The 23,577-nt window shown below is 60.1% G+C and carries 16 protein-coding genes; 5 read left to right on the forward strand and 11 right to left on the reverse strand.

The genetic code is table 11. The features are described from left to right. Positions 1-166: 166 nt before the first annotated feature. Together ACF6ZU_RS18025 and ACF6ZU_RS18030 are read right to left on the reverse strand one after the other, a co-directional pair. A complete protein-coding gene (locus tag ACF6ZU_RS18025) occupies positions 167-4,468 on the reverse strand; it encodes a membrane-targeted effector domain-containing toxin (RefSeq protein WP_392885626.1) in 4,302 nt (1,433 codons plus the stop codon). Between the two features lie 191 nt (positions 4,469-4,659). Beyond that, entirely contained in the window at positions 4,660-7,719 is a 3,060-nt protein-coding gene (locus ACF6ZU_RS18030; RefSeq protein ID WP_392885628.1) for a membrane-targeted effector domain-containing toxin, read from the reverse strand. A gap of 220 nt (positions 7,720-7,939) precedes the next feature. Between ACF6ZU_RS18030 and ACF6ZU_RS18035 the strand changes: the two genes are divergently transcribed. Further along, positions 7,940-9,316, forward strand: a complete 1,377-nt coding sequence (locus ACF6ZU_RS18035; RefSeq protein WP_392885630.1) for a multicopper oxidase family protein — start codon at positions 7,940-7,942, stop codon at positions 9,314-9,316. Further along, entirely contained in the window at positions 9,316-9,813 is a 498-nt protein-coding gene (gene tadA / locus ACF6ZU_RS18040; RefSeq protein WP_392885632.1) for a tRNA adenosine(34) deaminase TadA, read from the forward strand. Before ACF6ZU_RS18035 ends, tadA begins: the two co-directional genes overlap by 1 nt. Positions 9,814-9,932: 119 nt before the next feature. Here tadA and cmoB read toward each other — a convergent pair whose 3' ends face one another. The 7 genes from cmoB to ACF6ZU_RS18075 form a co-directional block, all read right to left on the reverse strand. Then, positions 9,933-10,889 (reverse strand): tRNA 5-methoxyuridine(34)/uridine 5-oxyacetic acid(34) synthase CmoB, encoded by a 957-nt coding sequence (gene cmoB / locus ACF6ZU_RS18045; protein ID WP_392885634.1) that lies wholly within the window; start codon positions 10,887-10,889, stop codon positions 9,933-9,935. Next, positions 10,886-11,665, reverse strand: coding sequence for a carboxy-S-adenosyl-L-methionine synthase CmoA (cmoA, locus tag ACF6ZU_RS18050; protein ID WP_392885636.1), 780 nt, complete (start codon positions 11,663-11,665; stop codon positions 10,886-10,888). The genes cmoB and cmoA overlap by 4 nt, the downstream gene beginning before the upstream one ends. A gap of 153 nt (positions 11,666-11,818) precedes the next feature. Next, positions 11,819-12,454 carry a lysoplasmalogenase gene (locus tag ACF6ZU_RS18055; protein WP_392885638.1) on the reverse strand — a complete coding sequence of 212 codons (636 nt, stop codon included), beginning with the start codon at positions 12,452-12,454 and terminating at the stop codon, positions 11,819-11,821. Between the two features lie 2 nt (positions 12,455-12,456). Then, the gene (locus tag ACF6ZU_RS18060) at positions 12,457-12,849 is read right to left on the reverse strand and encodes a protease inhibitor I42 family protein (protein WP_392885640.1); all 393 of its coding nucleotides are present in this window, start codon (positions 12,847-12,849) and stop codon (positions 12,457-12,459) included. 215 nt (positions 12,850-13,064) lie between these two features. Next, on the reverse strand, positions 13,065-15,485 hold the full coding sequence (lon, locus tag ACF6ZU_RS18065; RefSeq protein WP_392885642.1) for an endopeptidase La: 2,421 nt from the start codon (positions 15,483-15,485) through the stop codon (positions 13,065-13,067). Positions 15,486-15,780: 295 nt separating this feature from the next. Further along, complete coding sequence (locus tag ACF6ZU_RS18070; protein ID WP_392885644.1) at positions 15,781-18,189, reverse strand: glucose/quinate/shikimate family membrane-bound PQQ-dependent dehydrogenase; 2,409 nt, start codon at positions 18,187-18,189, stop codon at positions 15,781-15,783. 227 nt (positions 18,190-18,416) lie between these two features. Beyond that, positions 18,417-19,799: a carbohydrate porin gene (locus ACF6ZU_RS18075; protein ID WP_392885646.1), complete on the reverse strand. Its 1,383-nt coding sequence runs from the start codon at positions 19,797-19,799 to the stop codon at positions 18,417-18,419. 394 nt (positions 19,800-20,193) lie between these two features. Between ACF6ZU_RS18075 and ACF6ZU_RS18080 the strand changes: the two genes are divergently transcribed. Both ACF6ZU_RS18080 and ACF6ZU_RS18085 read left to right on the forward strand, forming a co-directional pair. Further along, entirely contained in the window at positions 20,194-20,424 is a 231-nt protein-coding gene (locus ACF6ZU_RS18080) for a VF530 family DNA-binding protein (RefSeq protein WP_007903672.1), read from the forward strand. 2 nt (positions 20,425-20,426) lie between these two features. After that, entirely contained in the window at positions 20,427-21,056 is a 630-nt protein-coding gene (locus ACF6ZU_RS18085) for a Pr6Pr family membrane protein (protein ID WP_392885648.1), read from the forward strand. Positions 21,057-21,159: 103 nt separating this feature from the next. Here the strand turns inward: ACF6ZU_RS18085 and ACF6ZU_RS18090 are convergent, their stop codons facing one another. Together ACF6ZU_RS18090 and ACF6ZU_RS18095 are read right to left on the reverse strand one after the other, a co-directional pair. Further along, positions 21,160-21,945, reverse strand: coding sequence for a siderophore-interacting protein (locus tag ACF6ZU_RS18090; RefSeq protein ID WP_392885650.1), 786 nt, complete (start codon positions 21,943-21,945; stop codon positions 21,160-21,162). Then, positions 21,942-22,517 carry a PadR family transcriptional regulator gene (locus ACF6ZU_RS18095; protein WP_392885652.1) on the reverse strand — a complete coding sequence of 192 codons (576 nt, stop codon included), beginning with the start codon at positions 22,515-22,517 and terminating at the stop codon, positions 21,942-21,944. Before ACF6ZU_RS18095 ends, ACF6ZU_RS18090 begins: the two co-directional genes overlap by 4 nt. 510 nt (positions 22,518-23,027) lie before the next feature. Between ACF6ZU_RS18095 and ACF6ZU_RS18100 the strand changes: the two genes are divergently transcribed. Further along, positions 23,028-23,531 carry a CS1 type fimbrial major subunit gene (locus tag ACF6ZU_RS18100; RefSeq protein WP_392885654.1) on the forward strand — a complete coding sequence of 168 codons (504 nt, stop codon included), beginning with the start codon at positions 23,028-23,030 and terminating at the stop codon, positions 23,529-23,531. Positions 23,532-23,577: the final 46 nt, after the last annotated feature.

Genomic DNA, 23,577 nt, shown 5'->3' on the forward strand with positions numbered 1-23,577 from the left:
CATTCCCACTGTAGAAGCGAGCTTGCTCGCGAAGAACTGAAGGCCTCCACGGAGAATCTGTTTTAACGCGTCTCCGTTCACGACCATCGCGAGCAAGCTCGCTCCTACAGGAATGGCAACAAAAAGCCGCGTGAAACGATGTTTCACGCGGCTTTTTCGTTTTTGGTTAAAAGGGCTTGGACCAACCGGCCAGTTTCATCCCTCGCTCATCAAGCGCCTTGAGCAGGGCTTCGATGCTGTCGAAGCGTTTTTCATGAACGGTCGGCCAGGCCGGACGTTCAATGTAAACGCGGCCGGATTCAAAATGGATATGGGTCCGTACGATCGCATTATCGCGGTTGCGATGAACCAAAAAAGTTTCGCGGAGTTCCTTTTTCAACGTGTACATTCCCGGTCGGGAGATTAACTGTTCGATCTCTGAAGTCGATCGTGCGTACCACGGCGTTTCAACTTGCAGGCGCAGGTCGCCTCTGACCTTTGCCGCATTTTTGCCCATTTCATCGGAAAGACTTTTGCCCGGATCAGGTTCTATACCTCCGGATTTGCCTTCGGCAACATCCTCGGCGCGCAGTCCGACGGCGCCTTCCAGCTCACTGACACCAGCAACACCTTCAAAGGTATTCGAGTGGGAATTGCCCACCAGAGCCACCCAGTTATGCGGCCCGCGTGCAGCCTGGTCGGCCTCGATGACGCTGTGGGCGAAGAAATTCATCATTTTCTGCCGCGCCAACGGATCGGCAGATTTCATTCCGGCCTGTCGGTAACTGGCCATGCAGTCGATGGCCTGAACCCGTATGCCGTGCCGGTTGGCCTCCTTGACCAGGTTGAGAAAGGTGTAGCGTTGCAAAGGATCGGTCATGTGCCCGCGGTCGAGTTCGCGCAGGTACAGCTCAAGATCCCGGGGCATCACCGACGTCCTGGCGAAATTGTCCAGTGCTGCCTGGTGGAAGTCCGTGAGCAGATGTTCGGAGTAGAGGGTCTTCACGCCCTTGTTGGCCAGCGTTTGCATATTGTCGATGAGCCATTGCTTGCTGCCGGTATCGGCATGACTTTCGCCGATCACCAGCCCGCGGAACTCCTCGAACAATCGTTCGATAAACGCTTGCGTTGGCAGTGCTTGTTCCAAGGGCGCAATCGACGGACGCGTCGGTAGACGCAGGTCGGCATAAAAGCGTACAGCAGCCTCAAGCAGTTGTTTTCGCAGCGCTTTGAATGTGTTGTAGGACGAGTTGACGATCACCACCCCGACGGAGTCGTCCAGAAGACTATCTTTATCACCAAATGCAGCGCCTTCCAGGTCGGCCCGCGCACTCGCCGGGATCTCATAGGGTGAAGTGATTCGAGGCGGGTCCGCCAACGCAAGGTCGGGGGGTTGCGGGGCCGCTGTGCCGGAGACGGAAGGTTCGATGCCCGGCGACGTGCCGGGGACCACCGCTGGGTCAATGCGCACCAGCCTCTGCGTCAGCCCTTCATCTGCAAGGGCCGCGGCCAACTCATGCACACTGTCGAAGTGACGACCACTGACCATGGTCCATCTCGGACGGATGATAAAAAAACCGGCCCCGTCCTGCTGGATCGGCGTGTGTACCAGGCTGCCATCACCACTGCGGTGGATCAGGGTGGACGGCTCCTGGAGCATGAACATACCGCGCTTGGGCAATGCATCCTCGAGGGAGCGGGCTGTAACGGTTGCAGGCGCTGCCTTCAATTGCAGGCGCAGGTCGCTCTTCAGTTCATCGAAGGTGAATCCCAGCACGTCCTTGACCTTTTTCCCCGGATCAACCGTCAGGCCTTGAGCCTGCCCCAGCGCGCTTTCGTCGACGCGCAACGCCACAGCACCTTCCAGTTCACTGAGTCCGGCGGCCTTCTCGAAGGTACTTGCGCGCCCCTCATCCACCAGCGCCACCCAACGATGGGCGCCTCGGGCGACCTGATCGGTGCGCAGGATCGTGTCCGAGTAGTAATTCATCATCTTGCGGCTGCTGGCCTCTGTTGTCCCTTCCATCTGCGGAAAGCGCCGGCTGGCCATGCTGTCGATGGCTTGCACACGAATGTGGTTTTTTTGCGCGGTCTTCACCAGCTCAGTGTAGGAGTAGGGGCCGGTCGGGTCAGTCTTGAACCGGATGTCCAACACCTTCAGATAGCGTTCGAGCGCGGGCGGCATCTTGCCGGTGTTGTGGAAAACATCGAGATCCGCCTGATGGAAATCCGTGAGCAGGTGGTCCATGTACAGGGTTCTGATTTTTTGCTTGTTCAGTACCTTGAGGTTGTCGATGAGCAACTGCCTGGCGCCGGTGCCGGCACTGTCCTGCCCGATCACCAGGCCAGGATTTTCCTGGAACAGGCGCTTGGTCATTTGAGCAAACGGCGTAGACGGTTTGAAGGCTGGCACGAGTGGACGTGGCGGTAACTCGGGGGTTGCATAGAAGGTGATGGCGTTGTCGTACAGGGTACGGCGCGCTGCCTTGAAGTCTTGATAGAAACGGTCGCTGCTGTCCTGCGGGTCCAGAGGGAAGGCATCGACATCTGCTTCCGCCAGCGGTTGCAGCGCCGGTCTTGAGGCGGACGGCACATCGTACGCCAGCGGCTGAATGTCCACTTCAGGCAGGGGATCGACCGTGTGTCCCCAGGGCCACTTGCCGAAAATTTTCACGCCGCCCTTTAGGCCGGTGCGGGCGACGGGCTCCCACCTCAGGGCTTCGTTCAAGCGCACCGGCACATTGCGGTAAAAAGAAAACGGGTTGGCTGGATCGATAATCACCCAGCCGCGCAATTGCTCGACATAACGCACTTGGTAATAGCCGCCGCTGCCCGCGCGGCGCATGAAAATGTAATGCTTGCCCGACGCGGTCTGGATGATTTCCTGAAGCCTGGGATCACCGGCTTCGACGCGGGTGCCTTCGGTAATTTCGGTCTTGAAGGAGGCAAGAAAATCCTCAGGCTCTGCGGGCAGAACGCGTGCCGGCGCGATGTCTTCCAGGGTGGGCAGTGGCGGGCGAGCGGTTGCTGCTTCGGCCAGTTTTTCTTCCGGCACGAAGAACGCCTGGGCTTCGGCGATTTCCGGCAAGCGACCGCTACCCTTGATGAACGTGGCGTTGAACAAGGTATCGATCGTCGCGAAAATCGCACCCGTCACAGCCGCCCTGCGATCGCTGGGTGTCTTGCCATTGATGGCCTGATCGATCTGCAATCCGACACTGGCGATACCGGAACCTACGACCGCCAGCGCCACTGGCCAGCCGACCGCAGACATCGGCCCAAACATGCGGCCGAAGGCATTGAGATACCCGAGCCATAACTTTTTGCGCAGGTCACCATTGGTGTGCATCATGAACGTGGCGTCGCTGATCATGCGGGTATGAGCGGCGCTGGCGAGAAAATTGAAGGCGTCCTCGTCGAGCGCTTCGCTCGTGTGTTCGATCAGGCTGTGATCGTCGCTGTCCCAGGTGCTGACCAGCAGGTCCAGGACATGGTTGAGCCCGACATTTTCGATATGGGGTGCGCGCCATAGTGTCGAGATCAGACCGACCGCAGGTCCGAATGCCCAGAGCCATTTTCTTTTCGCCACGGCGCGCCAGGACGTGTCTTCCATGATGTCGTGGTCGGCGACCTGGAAGTGCGCGAGGAAGCGTTTGCGATCGGCCTGTTGGCGGGTCTGCGAAAGCACCCACCAATGCAGGTCACGATAACTCTGGAAAGCGTGCAGCCCCCAGACTTCGCCGGGGGCATAGAGAATCTGGTTGTGGCCGTCGTTGATGCACAGGATGTCGGTCGCCACGTAGCCGCCGACTTTCAACAGACTGATCCGCAGCCCTTCGACGGGGGGGACTTGCGCTTCAAGCATCTGTAGCGTGACCGGCCAGCTCACGTTGCCGGCTACGGCTTTGATCACGGTGCGGAAATTATCATCCGATAACCGGCCGCCCTCGCGGTCCTCCATGGCTTTGGCCAGGAAGGTGCACTTGGCCAGGGTGCGAAATGTCTTGCTGTGCTTGTTCCAGAATGCAGCAACTTTCTGGTCGAAGAGATCCGCAAAGTTGATCGCCCAGAAATCCTTCAGTACCTCGTTGCCATGCATTCGGACTTCATTGGTTTCGTCGAAATCTTCGACCTCCGGCCCGGCGGTATAGAAGCCTCCATCGACATCCAGCATATCGGCATTGTCCTGATCGCCGACGCGGAACCGCTGGATCACCAATTGTGGCAACGTCATCGACTCAATGGGTTTTGCGCCATGGTGCTCCCAGCCCGTGAAGGCTTGCCAGCGACTGGCGGACCATTTGAATCGATGCCAGTAAACCTGCTCGGGCTCCAGGTGGGTCACGCCATGTTTGGTCAGAATATCCCTGGCGACGGAGCAGGCCAGTTCGTACATGTCGGGGCAGGCCTGGATCAACGCGGGTACCAGGCCCTTGAGCGCCAACCTGTCAGCGGCGTTGGGTAATGTCGTGTTTTCTGAGGTGTCCACAGTCTTTCCTTGATCGTGGTTGTAGAAGAACCGCGATCATTTCAGGAGGTGCAGGGCGGGTCTGTCAGGCATCGGCTGGATGGGGTGTCGTATCGATGGGCGCTGGGCATGGGAAAACGTCCCGAGGGCAGTGAGATTTGCGGTGCGGGCGAGGCGCCTGAGCCTCGCCCGCCATCTGATGGAGCTGCGGGTCAGGCCGGGACGCGGCTTTGCAGACTCATGCCCATGTGATTCAGATGCTGCGACAGTTGCTGCAGGTTGTCGAAAGGAACGCCGTTGACCGGCACCCAGGTTGGGCGATCGATTGAGTAGCGGCCGTCGGCCAGGGCCTGGATCGGTGTTTGCACAATCTGCTCAGTATGGCTGCGATGAAACAGGGTGTAAGCGCCCTCTGATTGCTCAATGCAATACATGCCAGGACGGTTCAGTAGCCTGCCTATCTGCTGCTCGTTGCGGCTTGCTTGCGGTGCTTCCATTTCAAGACGCAGATCGGCGAATAGGGTTTCGACTTTTCCGCGGGCTATCGCATTGTGAGCGGAAGGCCCCCTTTCTATATCGATGCCGGGGTCTGCCGAAATACGCGTCCCCTGACCTGGATCGACCTCTTCTATACGCAGTCCGATGCCGCCTTCCAGTTCGCTGATGCCGGCCAGGCCCCTGAAGGTGTTGGTGCTTTCGATACCCGTCAAAACAACCCACTTGCCGACGTCGTTAACGGCTTTATCCAGGGTCATGATCTCGGAGGTCAGATGGTTGGTACTCATCTGCTCTTCAGTTCGCGTGAACGCGATTTTCTTTTTATAAGTCGCTGCGCAGTCGGTGGCCTGGACGCGAATACCGTTTTGTCTCGCTGTTTTCACCAATTGCAGTTCATTGAAGTGCTCCGAGGGGTCGCTACCCAGGCGGGTCAGATAATTTTCCAGGTCTTCGGACATGACGCCGGACTTGAAGTAAGCGTTCAGGTCGCTTTGGGCAAAATCGCTGAGCAGGCGACGTACGTAAAGGGTCTTGACGCCTTGTTTCGCCATGTCGGCGAGGTTCTCGATCATGAATCGCATGCTGGTAATTCGCCCCAGGGTTTCGCTGACGACCAGTCCGGGGGCGTTCTGGAACACTTGGGCAAGCAGATCCGTGATGGTCGTAGACGCGTTGACGAGCGGTATCACCGGACGAGGTGGCAGGTTGTTCCATGGCAGGTTGTGGTAGAAGCGCACAGCTGTGGTTAGCAGCGTGCGGGCTTTTTCGGCGAAATACAGGGCATATCGATCCGGTGCGACCAACCCGCCATTGGGTCCGATCTGAACCTGAATGTGTGTTTCACGCAGTTGCATGGCCCATTTTCTCAGTTCCGCTCGACGCGCCAACGCCACGTCATAGGGCGTTTTCACTAAGGCAATGCGGGGCGATGACGAGGGCTGAGGATCAGTGATCGGTGGCTCGGCGGGTGCAGGATCACGCACATCCATTTCCAGCTCGATCGCACATTCCTTGGTCAGGCACTGACCTCCACCCTTGAGTCCCAACCGGGTCATGCGCTCCCAGTTGCCTTCGGCGTTCAAGCGCACCGGTAACGAGTGGATCATCTGGTTCGGCCGCTCGGGGTCAATGATTGCCCAGAATCCATCGTCCGCTGAGGTGGCGAAGTAACGCACGTAATAGGCCATGTCGTTCATCAGGATGGCGTAGGGGGGATCGGAATCGAGCCGGTAGATTCCCTCGAACTTTCCTGTCTCGGTGACCGGTGAATAGCTATCCAACAGCTCATTGGATTGAAATGTTTGCGGGATATCGGCCATTGGCGCCGTTTCTGGCGTTGTCGGGGGCAGTTGCTCCAGCGCCGGGACTCTCCAGCTCGATTCTTCGGCCTCCAACTCACCCGCAGGGCTCTCCAGTTCTCCTGCCAATTCAACGGTGTCGGCGGCTTGCGCCTGCGTGCCGATTTCCTCCAGCGATCCCGTGCCTTTCAAGAGCGGCAGGTTGAACAAGGTATCGATGCCATTGAGGATCGCGCCGATCACGCCTTGCTTGCGCTCGGCAGCGGTCTTGCCGTTGACGGCCTGGTCGATGTTCAGCCCCATGCTGGCGAGGCTGGCGCCAATCACCACCAGCGCCACCGGCCATCCAACAACCGCCATCGGACCGAACACCTTGAGGCCGGCGCTGAGGTAGCCGATCCATAGTTTTTTTCGCAGATCACCATTGGATGTCAACGACAGATCAGCCTCGGCGTTCATCGCCGCCCGGGTCGAATCTCGCAACCAACTGAAGGCATCGTTCGTCACGCTTTGATCGTTGCGATTGATCAAATGGTGATCGGAATGGCCCCAGGTGCTGACGAGCCGATTCATGAGGTCGGTGATGTTCTCGTTGATGGCATGGCGGTCGGCCAGAGGGAAATGGCTGAGAAACTGCTGGCGCGGGGCTTTTTTATTCATTTGCATCAACACCCACCAATGCAGATCGGCAGGTGCTTGCATCACATGAAACGGTGCGTTTTCACCCGGCGAGTAGATTATTTGCCGGCCTTGCGGATCGACGATGCGCAGGATGTTGGTCGCCACGTGCCCGTCGATATCCACAGCCGTAACACGCAGTCCGGCGTCGGTGGGGTGTTCGGATTGCAGCATGTGCAGGCTGACCGGCCAGCTCAGTGGGCCAATCACGGCGCTGACCACGGTCTGGAAGTCATCGTCAGTCAACAGGCCGCTATCTCGTCCTTCAACGGCCTTGCTGAGAAAATTGCACTTGGCCAGGGTGCGGAAGTCATCGGCGTAATCGTGCCAGAACGCTTGCAGCTTATTGCGATAAACGTCGCTGAAGTTGATGTTCCAGAACTCCTTCAACACCTCATCGCCATGCAGGCGGATTTCATTGGTGTGGTTGAATTCGTCGGCCTCCGGCCCGACGGTGTAGAAGCCCGTATCAACGTCGAGCATATCGGCGTTGTCCTGATCACCGACGCGGAAGCGGTGGATCACCAGTTGCGTCAGGGTCATGGATTCAATGGGTTGTGTGCAGCAATGTTCCCAGCCCGTGAAGGCCGTCGGGTTGGTGCTGGAGAATTTGAAACGGTGGAAGTAGACCTTGTCCGGATCGTGGCCGGTGACGCCGAATTTGGCGAGCAACTGGCTGGCGACCTCATGGGCGGTGTCCTCCAGGCTCGGGCAAGCCGTGACGACCTTGACGGCGATGGCCTTGAGGGCGGCCTTGTCAGCCGCATTGGGCAGCAGGCGGGTTTCGATAGGGTTCATGCACGTTCATTCCTTGAACAGTAGGCGTTCAAGGATCGCGGATTGATCGCCTGCACGTGCACTGCATATGTATGACCTGAGGTGGGTCGAGGTCGTGTAGGGGCAGCGCCGGCTGCGTCCATCCGCCGCGCCACCCTTACTGTTTCGCAACCGCAGGTGTATCGTATTCGCCTTTTCCAGGCCCTAGGGCCTGTCGCTGATTCGTGAGGTAGTTGAGTTCATGTCCTTTACCCGTCGCCAAATCCTCGGTGGCCTGGCCGGTCTTGTTGTCGTTGGCGTGGGCGCGGGGGGCGCGTCGCGTTATTGGCTGGGCAAGATGGCCGACGCCGACGCGGGCCACGACTACGAGCTGATTGCCGCGCCGCTGGATGTTGAACTGGTTGCGGGGCACAAGACCCAGGCCTGGGCGTTCGGCCCTTCGGCGCCGGGCACTGAACTGCGCGTGCGTCAGGGCGAATGGTTGCGGGTGCGCTTCATCAACCACCTGCCGGTGGCGACCACCATTCACTGGCACGGCATCCGCCTGCCGCTGGAAATGGACGGCGTGCCTTACGTCTCGCAATTGCCGGTGTTGCCCGGTGAATACTTCGATTACAAATTCCGCGTGCCGGACGCCGGCAGCTATTGGTATCACCCGCATGTGAACAGCAGCGAGGAGCTCGGCCGTGGTCTGGTCGGACCGCTGATTGTCGAAGAGCGCGAGCCGACCGGTTTCGTGTACGAAAAAACCCTGAGCCTCAAGAGCTGGCATGTCGACGACGTGGGTAATTTCGTCGAGTTCAGCATTCCCCGGGAAGCGGCCCGGGGCGGTACGGCGGGACGCCTGGCGACGATCAACGGCGTGCCGAAGGCGGTCATCGACTTGCCGGCCGGGCAGATCACTCGTGTGCGCCTGCTCAACCTCGATAACACCTTGACCTATCGCCTGAACATTCCCGGTGTCGAAGCGCAGATTTATGCGCTGGATGGCAACCCCATCGAACCGCGCCCGATGGGCAAGGAATACTGGCTGGGCCCCGGTATGCGTATTTGCCTGGCGATCAAGGCGCCGGCGGCCGGCGAAGAATTGTCCCTGCGCAACGGCCCGGTTCGTCTGGGTACCTTCCGCTCGGTAGCCAACACCGATGCACCGACCCAATGGCCAGCCGCGCTGCCCGCCAACCCGGTGGCCGAGCCGGACCTGGCCAAGGCCGAGAAATTCAACTTCAATTTCGAATGGGTCGGCTCAGTGTCGGTCAACGTCGACAACGGCAAGCCGCCAAGCCTGTGGCAGATCAACGGCAAGGCCTGGGACATCACCGACAAGACCTGCGCCGACCGCCCGATTGCCAAGCTCGAGAAGGGCAAGAGCTACATTTTCGAATTGAAGAACATGACTCAGTATCAGCACCCGATTCACCTGCACGGCATGAGTTTCAAGGTGATCGCCTCGAACCGGCACAAGGTGATTCCGTACTTCACCGACACCTACTTGCTGGGCAAGAACGAGCGTGCGCAAGTGGCGCTGGTGGCGGATAACCCCGGCGTGTGGATGTTCCATTGCCATGTGATCGACCACATGGAAACCGGCCTGATGGCCGCCATCGAGGTGGCGTGATGCGGCAGATTCGTCCCGCTGCGATCATCGACCGCAGTCGTGATCGCGACTTCATGCGCGAAGCGCTGGCACTGGCTGCACAAGGCGCGGCACTGGGTGAAGTGCCGGTGGGCGCGGTGCTGGTGCAGGACGGTGAGATCATCGGTCGCGGCTTCAATTGCCCGATCAGCGGCAATGACCCGAGCGCCCATGCCGAGATGGTCGCGATCCGCAACGCCGCCCAGGCGGTGAGCAATTATCGTCTGCCGGGCAGCACGCTCTACGTGACGCTGGAGCCGTGCAGCATGTGCGCCGGCCTGATCGTGCATTCGCGCATCGCGCGGGTTGTGTATGGCGCGCTGGAGCCGAAGGCGGGGATTGTGCAGAGCCAGGGGCAGTTTTTTACCCAGGGCTTTTTGAATCACCGGGTGCTGTATGAGGGCGGGGTGCTGGCGGAGGAGTGCGGGACGGTGCTCAGCGAGTTCTTCAAGGCCCGCCGCGCCAAGCCGGCAGAATAAACACCATCTTCCCTGTAGGAGCCGGCTTGCTGGCGATGGAGTGTCAGGCGACATCAACGCAGCTGACACACCATCGCCAGCAAGCCGGCTCCTACAGGGGATGTCCATTGCCAGTCGATTTACTTCTTCGCGACGATGACCGCACGCATCGGCGCCGGCAGCCCTTCGATGGTCTTGCTGTGATCCTCGGGGTCCAGGAAGTCACTGAGCGACTGATACTTCATCCACTCTGTACCGCGCTGTTCCTCGACCGTGGTCACGCTCACGTCCACGCACTTCACATCGCTGAACCCGGCACGGCGCAGCCACAGTTCCAGCGCCGGCACCGACGGCAGGAACCACACGTTGCGCATCTGCGCATAACGGTCTTCCGGCACCAGCACCTGATGCTTGTCACCTTCGACCACCAGGGTTTCGAGCACCAGTTCGCCGCCCTTGACCAGGCAATCCTTCAACGCCAGCAAATGCTCGATCGGCGAGCGGCGGTGGTAGAACACGCCCATGGAAAACACCGTGTCGAACCCTTCGAGTTCCGGCGGCAAGTCTTCGAACGGAAACGGCAGGTGCCAGGCATTCGGCTCCGACAGGTAGCGCTGAACCGCCTGGAACTGACAGAAGAACAGCCAGTTTGGGTCGACACCGATCACGCTGTCCGCCCCGGCACCGAGCATTCGCCACATGTAGTAGCCGTTGCCGCAGCCGACATCGAGGATGCGTTTGCCTTTCAAATCGAGGTGCGGAGCGACCCGCGACCATTTCCAGTCCGAGCGCCATTCGGTGTCGACGTGCACACCGAACAGGTCGAACGGGCCTTTGCGCCATGGCGACAAACCCATCAACGCCGTACGCATCTGCGCGCGGGTGGCATCGTCGCAATCGGTGTCCAGCGTCAGGCCGTTGAGCAGGTCGACTTCACTCGGCTGGATCTTCGGCAAGGCGTCCAGCGCACTCTGCCAGCGCTCGAGGTCGCCATGACCCTTTTCCATTTTCTTGTCGAGTTGCGCTTGCAGGGTGTTGGCCCATTCGGCCAGCGGTGTGCCGGCCAGACGGCGGGCGAGGGGGGACAGATCAATCATGGCAAGGCAATCAACGAGGCAAAGTTAAGACACTGGAACCATGGCACGACTTTCGAGAACCCGGCGGCCAGCAGGCGCTCGCGGTGTTCTTCGAGGCTGTCGGGCTTCATGACGTTTTCGATGGCGCTGCGCTTCTGGGCAATTTCCAGTTCGCTGTAGCCGTTTGCGCGCTTGAACGCGACGTGCAGGTCGGTGAGCAGCGCGTGTTCTTCGGAATCATTGAAGCGCAGCTTTTCCGAGAGGATCAACGCCCCGCCGGGCAACAGCGCCTGACGGATACGCGAGAGCAGCGCGGTGCGCTGGTCCGGGGCGATGAATTGCAGGGTGAAGTTCAGCGCCACCACCGAGGCCGGCTGGAAGTCGAGGGCGAGGATATCGCCTTCGATCACATCGACCGGCAGCAATTCCTGGAACATCGAATCCTGGCCATTGAGGTATTCGCGGCAGCGCTCGACCATCGCCGCCGAGTTATCCACAGCGATCACCCGGCAGCCATCGGTGCGCACGTGACGGCGCAATGCCTGGGTCACGGCGCCCAGGGACGAACCGAGGTCGTAGAGCACGCTGTTGGGCTGGGCGAATTGCGCGGCGAGCACGCCGAGGTTTTCCACAATGGTCGGATAGCCGGGCACCGAGCGCTTGATCATGTCCGGGAACACCCGCACCACGTCCTCGTTAAAGGCGAAGTCAGGCACCTGGGCCAAAGGCTGGGCGAAAAGGCGATCGGGTTCTTTGCTCACGGCGGTTCCAGCGGTGTAGGTGGAAAAGGCCGGCATTTTAGCCAAGTTGGCGCGGGGATGCGCGGGTTGTCTGATAAAGCGGTGGGCAGGCTGTGAAGTCTGTGTGTTCAGTTAGACCGCTATCGCGAGCAGGCTCGCTCCCACAGGTTTATCACCGTCCTTGTGGGAGCGGGCTTGCTCGCGAAGGATTCAGCGCGGTTTTGTGCCGAACGCCGAAGCGGTGATGCCCCACTGCCCCAGCCAATAGCTGAGGATGATCACATAAGGCGCGGCAACGAACGGCGCGACAAACCGGTTGATGCCAATCACGCTGTCCGAAAACACAAACGCCAGCGCACCGGCCGCCGCCAGCAGCGCCGAGCGCTTGGGCACGTCGGTGCCCAGACGCGCCAGTGCCCGCCAGAGCATGGCGCTGATCGCCAGACCGTAGACGATCACCGGGACCAGCAGCGGGCCCAGGCCATTGGCAATCAGAATCCCCAGCAACACCGCGCCGACGCCCAACGCAATGACCAACGGCAGCACCGCCAATCGCCGGCAATCGCTCAAGTACGCTTTCAAATAGGCGAGATGGGCGACCAGAAACGCCCCGAGGCCGAACACGAACAAATCCTGCGGCCATGCGAGCAATACGTCGCCGAGCAGGGAAAAGATCAAGCCCAGGCTGATCCAGCGCCGGTATTCGCTGGGCGGTGCATCGTGCAGCCAGCCGAGCAGCGCCAGTACCGGCATCGGTTTGACCAACAGGCAGAGCAGCGATGCGTGCACGCTCAGGCCGTACAGAAAGGTCACCGCGCCCATCAGCGCCAGGATCAGCCAGCCCATGGTCAGTTGACCGAGATCGCGCAGTCGAAGGTCTCGACCGGCAACACTTCCGGCGCCCACGGCTGTTGCGAGGTCAGGCGCAAGCGCCCGTCACCTGCTGCAAACGCCTGGAAGCGCCAGGTCGATACACCGGCTGCACCGACCACGCCGGCATCTTCCGGGTTGCGATACACCTCTGGCCCCAGCGCGCGCAACACGCCACCGGCCGAATCCTGGATCGCCCAGCGATAACCCGTGGTCGGATTGCTCGGCAGGGTCAGGATCAGGTTTTGCCCGCTGGTGAGTTTAATCGGGCATTCGCTTTGTTTTTCCACAGTCACGTTGTGCTTCGGTGGCGTGGCGCAAGCGGCCAGCAAGGACAGGGCGAGGGGGGCAAACAGGCGGGTGGGGGACATGGGGTCAGCGGCTCCGGCATTCACGACGAACGGCGAGCATAACTGAAGATGAGACAAATTGTGACGGCCTGGGGACTGATGTCGGCAGTGCAGACGCCATCGCCGGCAAGCCGGCTCCTACAGGGGATTTGTGTCGCTCACATTTTTTGTGGCTGACACCAATACTTTGTAGGAGCCGGCTTGCCGGCGATGGCGATCTTGCAAACGCTAGGTGATTATCCGAACAACACCTTCGCCACATCCGCAAAACGCTTGGCGAAGTGCACGGTAATACCTTCCTTCAGATAATCCGGCAGTTCATCGAAACTCCCGCGATTCGGCTCCGGCAGGATCAACTCGAAGATCTTCTGCCGCCGTGCCGCGATTACCTTCTCGCGCACCCCGCCAATCGGCAGCACATGCCCGGTCAGGGTCAGTTCGCCGGTCATGGCCACGCCTTTCTTCGGCGGCTGGTTGCGGGCGAGCGAGAGGAGGGCGCTGGCCATGGTCACGCCGGCGCTCGGGCCGTCTTTCGGGGTCGCGCCTTCCGGTACGTGGAGGTGGACGAAAGCTTCGTCGAAGAACTTCGGATCACCGCCGAAGGACTTCAGATTCGAGCTAACGTAGCTGTAGGCAATTTCCGCCGACTCTTTCATCACCTCGCCCAATTGCCCGGTGAGCTTGAAGCCACGGTTGAGCGTGTGAATGCGCGTGGCTTCGATCGGCAGGGTTGCGCCGCCCATGCTGGTCCAGGCCAGCCCGGTGATGACGCCGGTGCCGGACAGCACTTGTTCGTTGCGGAACACCGGATGACCGAGTGAGGCTTCCAGGTCCTTCGGCGCAATCTTGATTACTGCTTTCGGCTCGTCGATCAACTTCACCACGGCCTTGCGCACCAGTTTACCCAGTTGTTTTTCCAACTGGCGTACCCCGGCTTCACGGGCGTAACCGTCGATCAACGACTTCAACGCGCTGTCGCTGATGCTCAGGCTGCCTTTGGACACGCCGGCTTTTTCCAGTTGCTTCGGCCACAGGTGGCGCTTGGCGATGGCGATTTTTTCTTCGGTGATGTAGCCCGACAGGCGAATCACTTCCATCCGGTCCAGCAACGGGCCGGGGATCGAGTCCAGGGTGTTGGCGGTGCAGACGAACAGCACTTTCGACAGGTCCATGCGCAGATCGAGGTAGTGATCGAGGAATTCGACGTTCTGTTCCGGGTCGAGGGTTTCCAGCAGCGCCGAGGCCGGGTCGCCCTGGTAGCTCTGGCCCATCTTGTCGATCTCGTCGAGCATGATCACCGGGTTCATCACTTCGACGTCTTTCAACGCCTGCACCAGTTTGCCCGGCTGTGCGCCGATGTAGGTACGGCGGTGGCCCTTGATCTCGGCTTCGTCGCGCATGCCACCGAGGCTGAAGCGGTAGAACGGCCGGCCGAGGGATTCGGCGATGGACTTGCCGACACTGGTCTTGCCCACGCCCGGCGGGCCGACCAGCAAGACGATGGAGCCGCTGATCTCGCCTTTATAGGCGCCGACCGCGAGGAATTCGAGGATGCGGTCCTTGATGTCATCGAGGCCGGCGTGGTGTTTGTCCAGCACCTTGCGCGCGTGCTTGAGGTCGAGCTTGTCCTCGCCGTACACGCCCCACGGCACCGAAGTCGCCCAGTCGATGTAATTGCGGGTCACCGCATACTCCGGCGAGCCGGTCTCGAGGATCGACAGCTTGTTCATTTCTTCTTCGAGACGTTTTTGCACCTGCGCCGGCAGGACTTTGCCCTCCAGCCGTTGCTCGAACTGTTCGAGGTCAGCGCTGCGGTCGTCCTTGGTCAGCCCCAGCTCCTGCTGGATGACCTTGAGTTGTTCCTTGAGGAAGAACTCGCGCTGGTGCTCGCCGATCTTGCGGTTCACTTCGGCGGAGATTTCTTTTTGCAGGCGCGCGACTTCGACTTCCTTGCGCAGCATCGGCAGGACTTTTTCCATGCGCTTGAGCATCGGCACGCAGTCGAGCACTTCCTGCAGTTCACTGCCGGTCGCCGAGGTGAGGGCGGCGGCGAAGTCGGTCAACGGCGACGGGTCGTTGGGGCTGAAGCGGTTGAGGTAGTTCTTCAACTCTTCGCTGTACAGCGGGTTGAGCGGCAGCAGTTCCTTGATCGCGTTGATCAGTGCCATGCCGTAGGCCTTGACCTCGTCGGTCGGCTCGGTGGGCTGGTGCGGGTATTCGACTTCCACCAGGTACGGCGGGCGATGGTGTTTGAGCCAGGTTTTGATGCGAACGCGGGTCAGGCCCTGGGCGACGAATTGCAATTTGCCGTTTTCGCGGCTGGCGTGATGCACCTTGACCAGCGTGCCGTAGAGCGGCAGGGCCGAGGTGTCGAAATGGCGCGGGTCTTCCTGGGGCGTGTCCATGTAGAACAGGGCCAGGGAGTGATGATCGGACTTGCTCACCAGATCCAGGGTTTCGGCCCAGGGTTCTTCATTGACGATGACCGGCAGCACCTGGGCCGGGAAGAACGGGCGGTTGTGGATCGGGATGATGTAGACCTTGTCTGGCAGGTTCTGGCCGGGCAGGGCCAGTCCTTTGCCGGGGGCGTGGTGTTCGGCGTTCTCGGGATCGGCGTATTCGCTAGGGTCTTCGGGGAATTCTTGCTGGTCGCTCATGGGGCACCTGCGCAATGGGGTATGGGTCTTAGATGGGGCAGGTTGGCGGTGGTTTCAATGATGCCAAGGTGTTAATGGATCATTCGAAGGTGTGTTCAGCAGGGATTCAGGTTAGCTGGATTTCACCGCAACACAGACAACTGTAGGAGCCAGCTTGCTGGCGATGGAGTGTCAGGCGACAACTGCGCAGCTGACACACCATCGCCAGCAAGCTGGCTCCTACAAGGTTTTTGTGCGGCCACAAAAAAGGCGACGCCTGTGAGGGCGTCGCCTTTGTTTTTACTGCCGTTGAAGCTTATTCGGACAGTTTGTACGCAATCACATAGTCACCCTGCTTGGTGCCCAGCGAACCATGACCGCCGGCCACGACGAGCACGTATTGCTTGCCGTCCTTGCCGGTGTACGTCATCGGCGTAGTTTGCGCGCCGGCCGGCAGGCGGCCTTCCCACAGTTGCTTGCCGTTTTTCACGTCGTAGGCACGCAGGTACTGGTCGAGGGTGCCGCTCAGGAAACCGACGCCACCGGCGGTGGTGAAGGTGCCGCCGAGGCTAGGCACGCCCATGCTCAGCGGGATCGGAACCGGCGAGCTGTCGCGCACGGTGCCGTTCTTGTGTTTCCACAGGACTTTGGCGGTGGTCAGGTCGATTGCCGCCACATAACCCCAGGCTGGCGCCTGGCACGGCAGGCCCATCGGCGACAGCAGCGCTTCGAGGACGACGCCGTACGGCGCGCCTTTGTTCGGCTGCACGCCTTCGGTTTCGCTTTTGCGCGGGCCCTGGGCAGCGATTTCGGCGGCCGGGATCATTTTCGATTTGAACGCCATGTAGCTCGGGTTCACGAATGCGATCTGACGCACCGGGTCAACCGAGATACCGCCCCAGTCGAACACGCCGAAGTTGCCTGGATAAACGATCGAACCCTGCAGCGACGGCGGGGTGAACGGACCGTCGTAACGCATGGATTTGAAGTCGATCCGGCAGATCAGCTGGTCGAACGGCGTGACGCCCCACATGTCGCGCTCTTGCAGCGGCGGCGGCATCAGGTTTAGGTCGGATTTCGGCTGGGTCGGCGACGTGTGATCACCTTCGACAGCGCCTTGTGGCACCGGCACTTCGTTGATCGGCACGATGGCCTGGCCGGTGCTGCGGTCCAGCACGTAGATGCTGCCTTGCTTGGTGGACGCGAGTACCGCCGGCTTCACGCCGTCAGCGGTTTTCAGGTCCATCAGGGTTGGCTGGCCACCGACGTCCATGTCCCACAGGTCATGGTGGGTGAACTGGAAGTGCCAGCGCACTTTACCGGTGCCGATGTCGAGGGCGGTCAGGCCGGCGGCGTGCAGCTCCGATTCCGGGGTGCGCGCACCACCGAACTGGTCCGGAGTCTGGTTGCCCATCGGCAGGTAGAGCATGCCGAGTTTTTCATCGACGGCGAACATGGACCACATGTTCGGCGAGTTGCGGGTGTAGACCTTGCCTTCGGCAATCGGCGTGGTGTCGTCCGGGTTGCCGCTGTCCCAGTTCCACACCAGTTTGCCGGTGTGCACGTCGAACGCGCGGATCACGCCGCTCGGCTCGTCGGTGGAGACGTTGTCGGTCACATGGCCGCCAATCACCACCAGGTCCTTGGTGACCGCTGGAGGCGAGGTGGAGTAGTAACCGCCGGCATTGAAGCCGCCGATGTTGGCACTCAGGTCGACCTGGCCCTTGTTGCCGAAGTCTTCACACATCTTGCCGGTGTCGGCGTTGAGGGCGATCAGACGGGTGTCGGCGGTAGGCAGGAAGATCCGGCGCGGGCAGGCGCTGGCGACAGGCGCGCTGGCGCTGCCGGTCGGGCTTTGCTCGGAGGCGTAGGCGTTGTCATCGTGGTACGACACACCACGGCAGGTCATGTGCGCCCAACCCTTGAAGTTCGCCGCGTTCTGCGTGGAGAGCTTCGGATCGAAACGCCAGATTTCCTTGCCGGTGTCCGGGTCCAGCGCGATCACCTGGCTGTGCGGCGTGCACACATACAGCATGCCGTTGACTTTCAGCGGGGTGTTTTCGGCGGTGGTTTCACCCGGATCGTTCGGGCCAGGAAGATCGCCGGTGCGGTAGGTCCAGGCAGGAACAAGCTTGTTCACGTTCTGTGGCGTGATCTGCGCCAGTGGCGAGTAACGGTCGCCGTGGGCGCTGCGGCCGTAGGAGTTCCAGTCACCGTCGGGCATGGCCGGGGCGGTGTTGGTCATGCCCGGCACGCTGTCGCGGTCCAGTTGACCCTTGATTTCACCGGGGTTGGTGAACTGGCTGGCCAGTGCGGCCACGCCTGCGAGCACCACAGCGATGCTGAGGGCGCCGGTGCCGGCTTTCGCTTCGCCTTCGCGCAGCAACGGACGGCGAAACCACGGCAGCAACATGACGATGCCCAGCGCAAACAACAGCGCCAGACGCGGCACCAGTTGCCACCAATCGAGGCCGACTTCCCACAAGGCCCACACGGTGCTGGCGAACAGCACCAGTGCGTACAAGCCCAGCGCAGCGCGGCGAGCGGTGATCAGCAGCACGCCGGTCAGCGCCAGGCCGATACCGGCCAGCAGGTAATACAGCGAGCCGCCGAGCATGCTCAGCTTGATCCCCCCGGCCAGCATGGCCAGGCCCATTAGCAGAAGCAGAATGCCGAGCAGGGTCGGCAATAGACGGCTTCGACTCAAAGCACCATCAGTGCTCATAGTGTGGTTCTCCGTGACGTTTCAAAGTGTGTCCAACGCAAGTTCACTGTAGATGACGATCTGGCGTGGGCATGGTTCATATAGAAAAGTGAAACTGTTAACGCGGTCTTTGTAGGAGCGAGCTCGCTCGCGAAAAACCTGAGAACGCCGCGGGGTGTCAGGCTCCCCGCGTTATCGTTGACGTCCATCGCGAGCAGGCTCGCTCCTACAGGGGGTTGCGGTGTTGGTTAGAACTGTGACTGGATCTTGATCCCGCCAATCAGCGCGTCATCGACCTTGTCCACGCCACCGGGGTGGCGGATGTATTGCAGGTTCGGGCGCACGGTCAGCCAGTTGGTGACGTGCACGCCGTAATAGAGTTCGGCGCTGTATTCGGTGTCCTGCGGCGGCAGGAAGCTCGGGTCGTCGAAGTCGTAGACCGCGCGGGCCTGATTGCTCGCCTCGGCGTTCTTGCGATAAGCCGGGTTGACGTGCACACGGGCCATGGCGAAACCGATGTCGTCCTTGGCGCGTGCATCGAACAGGCCTTTGTAGACGACGCCGGCCTGGACGTAGTTGTCGATGGCGTTGGTCTTCTTGTCGTGCATCGTGCCGTTGGCAAACACGCTCAAGCCCCGCGAGTGATCGCTGGCACGGCTGGTCAGCTGCTGCTGCACACCCAGCCATACGCCGTGCTTGCTCGACGCGCTGCGGTAGGCCTCGCCACTGAGGGCGGCGGGCTGGCCATTGCTGTCCTTGTAGGCGTCGGTCGCATTGGCGTTGCTGTAGTAATAACCGGCGCGGTATTCGCCCGGCAGGCCATTGAGTTTCGGCGTCCACACCAGCTCCACCGGCAGGATCGCGCCCTCGGTGCCGCTGCCGCTGAGCTTGAAACCGTTGCCGCGATCGAGGTTCGACGGGTTCTGCTCATACGCGCCGACCTGCGCGTACAGCTCCGGCGTCAGGTGATACTTGACCCGCATCGCCCACTGGCTGACCGGCCAGTTGTACCAGATGCCGCCCACCCAGTTGCCGACTTGCGAGCCGCAGAACGCCAGGTTCTGGAAGTCGCAGGGGAAGCTGTTGAAGTCTTCGCCTTCACCGAAACGGCCGACCTTGATGTCGAGTTTTTGGTCGAAGAATTTCTGCTGGTACCACATCTGCGTCAGGCGCCAGGTTTGCCCACGGCCCCAGACTTCCTGGGCCGAGGTGAAACCGCCGACCCGTGGATCGTTGATCCGGTCATTGCTGATGTTGTTGCCGCTGCGCTCGGTGATGGTCAGCTGAAATTCAGCGTCGTCCCAGCCCAGAATTTTCTGCAGGTCCAGATGAGTGCCAAGGCCAAACTGATCGCTGTAGCGCGCGGTGCGATCGTGGTCGTAGCCGCCGTGCAGATTGCTGCCCATTTCGCCGGTGTAATCGACTTTGAAGTCGTAGCCTTTTTCCGAAAGCTCGGTGCGCGTGCCGTTCCAGTCGCCAAGCATCCACGGCGATTGGCTATCGAAAGCCGGTGCGGCCTGAACGCAGGTGGCGAGTCCCAAGGCGCTGAATCCGCCGATCAGGTTGAGCACTTTTCGCTGGGAAACAGGCGTGCAGACAGCGCTGTCTCGCAAAAATTGAACATAAGGCATAGAGGAGAAATTCTTGATCTTTTTCTGGGGAGTGAGGGGCGAAGCGGCTAGCGTAAGCGTTTCAGCAGATTCGGGCGTAAGGATAATGTTCTGTTACAAATAGAGAAAGACCTTTTGCCGAGATGAATTTTTGTTGATTCGGTAATAGTCAGCACTTACACCGACGTCCCTGTAGGAGCGAGCCTGCTCGCGATGGACGACAGCAGAACGCTTTCATCCAGACAGCCCGCGTAATCGTTTTCGTCCATCGCGAGCAAGCTCGCTCCTACAGGGGATGTGTGCAGGTTCGCGGATTCGCCTACATTCAACAGATAGCGCACAGACGCCTTTCCCCCAAGCCAACCCTCGGCTAAGGTGCGCGGCTTCCAAACCACACATCGCTCGAAGGCCCGGCATGACCGAACAGAACAACAACCCGCTGCACGGCGTGACGCTGGAGCAAATCCTCAACGCGCTGGTGGAACATTACGAATGGTCGGGGCTGGCCGAACGCATCGACATCCGCTGCTTCAAGAGCGACCCGAGCATCAAGTCGAGCCTGACTTTCCTGCGCAAAACCCCGTGGGCACGGGAGAAGGTCGAACGCCTGTACGTGAAGTTGATGCGTACCAAGCGACCGCTCTGAACATGGTCATGCGCCGTCGTCTTGTGACCGTGGCGGCTGTCCTTGGGTGGGCCGGATTGAGCATTCAGCTGTACCTGATTTTCCACGCGCGCTGGATGCTGGGCGCCAGTCTGCTGGGCGGGCTGGTGAGTTTTTTCAGCTACTTCACCGTGCTCAGCAACACGCTGGTGGCGACGGTGCTGACGTGCGAACTGACGTCCCGAGAGTCGGCGGCGCGGCGCTGGTTTTTACAGCCGTGGGTGAGCAGCGGGATCGCCGTGAGCATCGCCGTGGTCGGCCTCGCCTACAACGTGCTGTTGCGCCATCTGTGGCATCCCGAAGGCTGGCAATGGCTGGCCGATGAGCTGCTGCATGACGTCATGCCGCTGCTGTTCCTGGCCTGGTGGTGGTTGTGTGTGCCCAAGGGCACGCTGCGATTGCGGCACATTGCGCTGTGGGTGATTTATCCGCTGGTGTACTTCGCGTACGCCCTGTTGCGAGGGCATCTGCTGGCGGTCTATGCCTACCCGTTCATCGATGTGGACAAGCTGGGTTATCCACAGGTGTTTTTGAATGCGGGCGGACTGTTGGCGGGGTTTGTGCTGATTTCGTTGATGGTGATCGCGCTGGATCGATGGCGACGTAACGTCTGAATCACACGGAACTGTAGGAGCCGGCTTGCCGGCGATGGCGGCGTGTCAGGCAACGTTTATATCGCCTGACACACCGCCATCGCCAGCAAGCCGGCTCCTACAGTTACTCGTCGTCAGTGTCGTCAAGGCGCCAGTAACCGACAGCTTTCAGGAACTGATCATCCAGCCCGTGCTCATCCAGCAGCACCCGGCGGATCTGCCGCGACACCTTGGTCTCGGTCGCCACCCACGCGTACAGATTGCCGGCAGGCACCTGCAGTTGTTTCACGGTGGCCAGCAGGTTGTTCTTGCCACCCTCGCGCAACACCCAGATCACATTGACTTGCGCCGGGCTTTCCAGCTTCTGCTGCTCTGCGCCGTTTTCCACTTCAATGATCACCAACGCCCGGCGATTGGCCGCCAGGCCTTCCAGACGCCGCGCAATGGCGGGCAGGGCAGTTTCGTCGCCGATCAGCAAATAACTGTCGAAGATATCCGGCACGATCATCGAACCCCGTGGCCCGCCAATGTGCAGGAACTGGCCCGGTTTTGCCTGTTCCGCCCAGGTCGAGGCAGGGCCGTCGCCGTGCAGCACGAAGTCGATGTCCAGCTCCAGCGTGTTCAGGTCATAGCGCCGAGGCGTGTAGTCGCGCATCGCCGGCATCGGGCCGTTGTCTTTGCCGGCGCCCAATACCATGGTTTCCAGCGCTGCCTGTTCCGCTGCGTTCTGCGGGAACAGCAACTTGACATGGTCGTCCGTGCCGAGGCTGATGAAGCCGGCCAGCTCCGGGCCACCGAGGGTAATGCGGCGCATGCGCGGGGTCAGGTCCACCACGCGCAGGACTTCCAGGCGACGGCGTTTGATTTCGTGCATGACGCGGTGAATGGTTGGCTGGATCACTTCAGTCATTCGCTTTTCTCCGGTGCATGGGCAACGGCGGGGCCGTCGACGATGGCTTTGGCGGTGTCATTGAGCAATGCGGCAACCCGCAGGATTTCTTCGGCGCTCCAGCGACCGTGGTGCAATTGCAGCGCATGACGCAGGTTGTGCACGGCTTCGTGGATCTCGGCCGGCCGGTCGTGGCCGCGCAACGAACGCTTGCTGACGTCGATGCGCATGCGCACGCCGTCCAGGGCAACGGCTTGCTCGCTTAAAGACAGACGTCCGGCGTCGGTCACGCTGTAACGTTTTTTTCCGCCTTCGGCATCGCCCTGGATCATTTCGCTTTCTTCCAGGAACGTCAGGGTCGGATAGATCACGCCGGGGCTGGGGCTGTAGGCGCCATCGAACATGCCTTCGATCTGGCGGATCAGGTCGTAGCCGTGGCAGGGCTGTTCGGCGATCAGCGCCAGCAGCAACAGCTTCAGGTCACCAGGGGCGAACACCCGTGGACCGCGTCCGCCACGTTCACGGCCGGGGCGTTTCTCAAAGCCGTCGCGACCTTCGCCGTGTTCGCGGTGGGGGGAATGATGGTCTCTCATTTTTCCTTCTCACTGTCGTGTTTAGATACAACTTAAGATATATCTTATCGGCGTGCAAGGCGATTTCTTTGGGCATTGAATGCGCACGACGAGCGGTGTGGAGAGCAGGTTTCTCGCTGAGGCGCACCTGATGCTGGCGGCTATTTTTCCGGTCCGGCAATAACTTTATAGTTAAAGTTATTGCTCTATTGGCTGGAGTTTATTGCTATTTGGTTATCCAGGTTGCTGTATTCATTAGCTTAAATGGTTGTAATCTTTTTCGATAAAAACTGTATGTAGTCCAAGTATTACATCTGTTCATTTCCATAAGTGTTTGTAGTGTTTTTTCTTTCTGCGTGTGCTCCTAATGACTACAGGAATCACCGAAATTTCCTACTTACATTGCAGAGTCGATAGTCGATTATGCGCCCCGTTAAAAGTTGATATCTCAGACGCTAGCTACGGATAGCCGTTAACCGATATGGACTTTTAATAAGCCGATATTTTCATTTAACCAACAGGTATTGAGTAATGTTCAAGACACTCGCAATTGCTACCCCAATGGCCATTCTGGCATTGAGTTCGTCCATGGCTTTTGCTGTAGGTGAAGCGCGCCATTCCATCAACATCGTGGCGTCGGTTCCGACCAATGTGTTCCACGTATTGCCGGTAAACCCGGATCTGATCGTCAAGGATCAACGCCTGAGCTACGACCCGATTGCCGACCAGTTGAGCACCTTGCGCGCACAGTTCGACACCAAAAATACCAATGGCTCGATTCACGCAATGCTTGAAGAAGAAGCCTATCTGTCCAACGGCGTTGTTACTGACAAAGTCCCATTGGCCGTGACCTTCAACGGCCAGGCCCTGAACCAGACTACCCCGGTAGAAGTAGTCGGTGATGCTGAATCCACACCAGGCAAGCGCGTCGAACTGGTGGTCACTCCGACCAAACCAGCCGGTGGCTATAAAGCGGGTGAGTACACCGGCGTGGTCGCCATGCGCTTCGACGCGGTACTGCCTGTTACTCCTTGATGTTAATTGATACCCGGTGAGAGCAAGTCTCACCGGTCATCAAAAC

The sequence above is a fragment of the Pseudomonas migulae genome (assembly GCF_043225285.1).
Classification (GTDB): Bacteria; Pseudomonadota; Gammaproteobacteria; order Pseudomonadales; family Pseudomonadaceae; genus Aquipseudomonas; species Aquipseudomonas migulae_C.

Bases quoted from the DNA above. Each gene is read 5' to 3' on its own strand.
- ACF6ZU_RS18085 (WP_392885648.1), top strand. From the start codon at position 20,427: ATGGTCATGCGCCGTCGTCTTGTGACCGTGGCGGCTGTCCTTGGGTGG.
- ACF6ZU_RS18030 (WP_392885628.1), bottom strand. From the start codon at position 7,719: ATGAACCCTATCGAAACCCGCCTGCTGCCCAATGCGGCTGACAAGGCC.
- ACF6ZU_RS18100 (WP_392885654.1), top strand. From the start codon at position 23,028: ATGTTCAAGACACTCGCAATTGCTACCCCAATGGCCATTCTGGCATTG.
- ACF6ZU_RS18060 (WP_392885640.1), bottom strand. From the start codon at position 12,849: ATGTCCCCCACCCGCCTGTTTGCCCCCCTCGCCCTGTCCTTGCTGGCC.
- lon (WP_392885642.1), bottom strand. From the start codon at position 15,485: ATGAGCGACCAGCAAGAATTCCCCGAAGACCCTAGCGAATACGCCGAT.
- cmoB (WP_392885634.1), bottom strand. From the start codon at position 10,889: ATGATTGATCTGTCCCCCCTCGCCCGCCGTCTGGCCGGCACACCGCTG.
- ACF6ZU_RS18080 (WP_007903672.1), top strand. From the start codon at position 20,194: ATGACCGAACAGAACAACAACCCGCTGCACGGCGTGACGCTGGAGCAA.
- tadA (WP_392885632.1), top strand. From the start codon at position 9,316: ATGCGGCAGATTCGTCCCGCTGCGATCATCGACCGCAGTCGTGATCGC.
- cmoA (WP_392885636.1), bottom strand. From the start codon at position 11,665: ATGCCGGCCTTTTCCACCTACACCGCTGGAACCGCCGTGAGCAAAGAA.
- ACF6ZU_RS18090 (WP_392885650.1), bottom strand. From the start codon at position 21,945: ATGACTGAAGTGATCCAGCCAACCATTCACCGCGTCATGCACGAAATC.
- ACF6ZU_RS18095 (WP_392885652.1), bottom strand. From the start codon at position 22,517: ATGAGAGACCATCATTCCCCCCACCGCGAACACGGCGAAGGTCGCGAC.
- ACF6ZU_RS18070 (WP_392885644.1), bottom strand. From the start codon at position 18,189: ATGAGCACTGATGGTGCTTTGAGTCGAAGCCGTCTATTGCCGACCCTG.
- ACF6ZU_RS18075 (WP_392885646.1), bottom strand. From the start codon at position 19,799: ATGCCTTATGTTCAATTTTTGCGAGACAGCGCTGTCTGCACGCCTGTT.
- ACF6ZU_RS18055 (WP_392885638.1), bottom strand. From the start codon at position 12,454: ATGGGCTGGCTGATCCTGGCGCTGATGGGCGCGGTGACCTTTCTGTAC.
- ACF6ZU_RS18035 (WP_392885630.1), top strand. From the start codon at position 7,940: ATGTCCTTTACCCGTCGCCAAATCCTCGGTGGCCTGGCCGGTCTTGTT.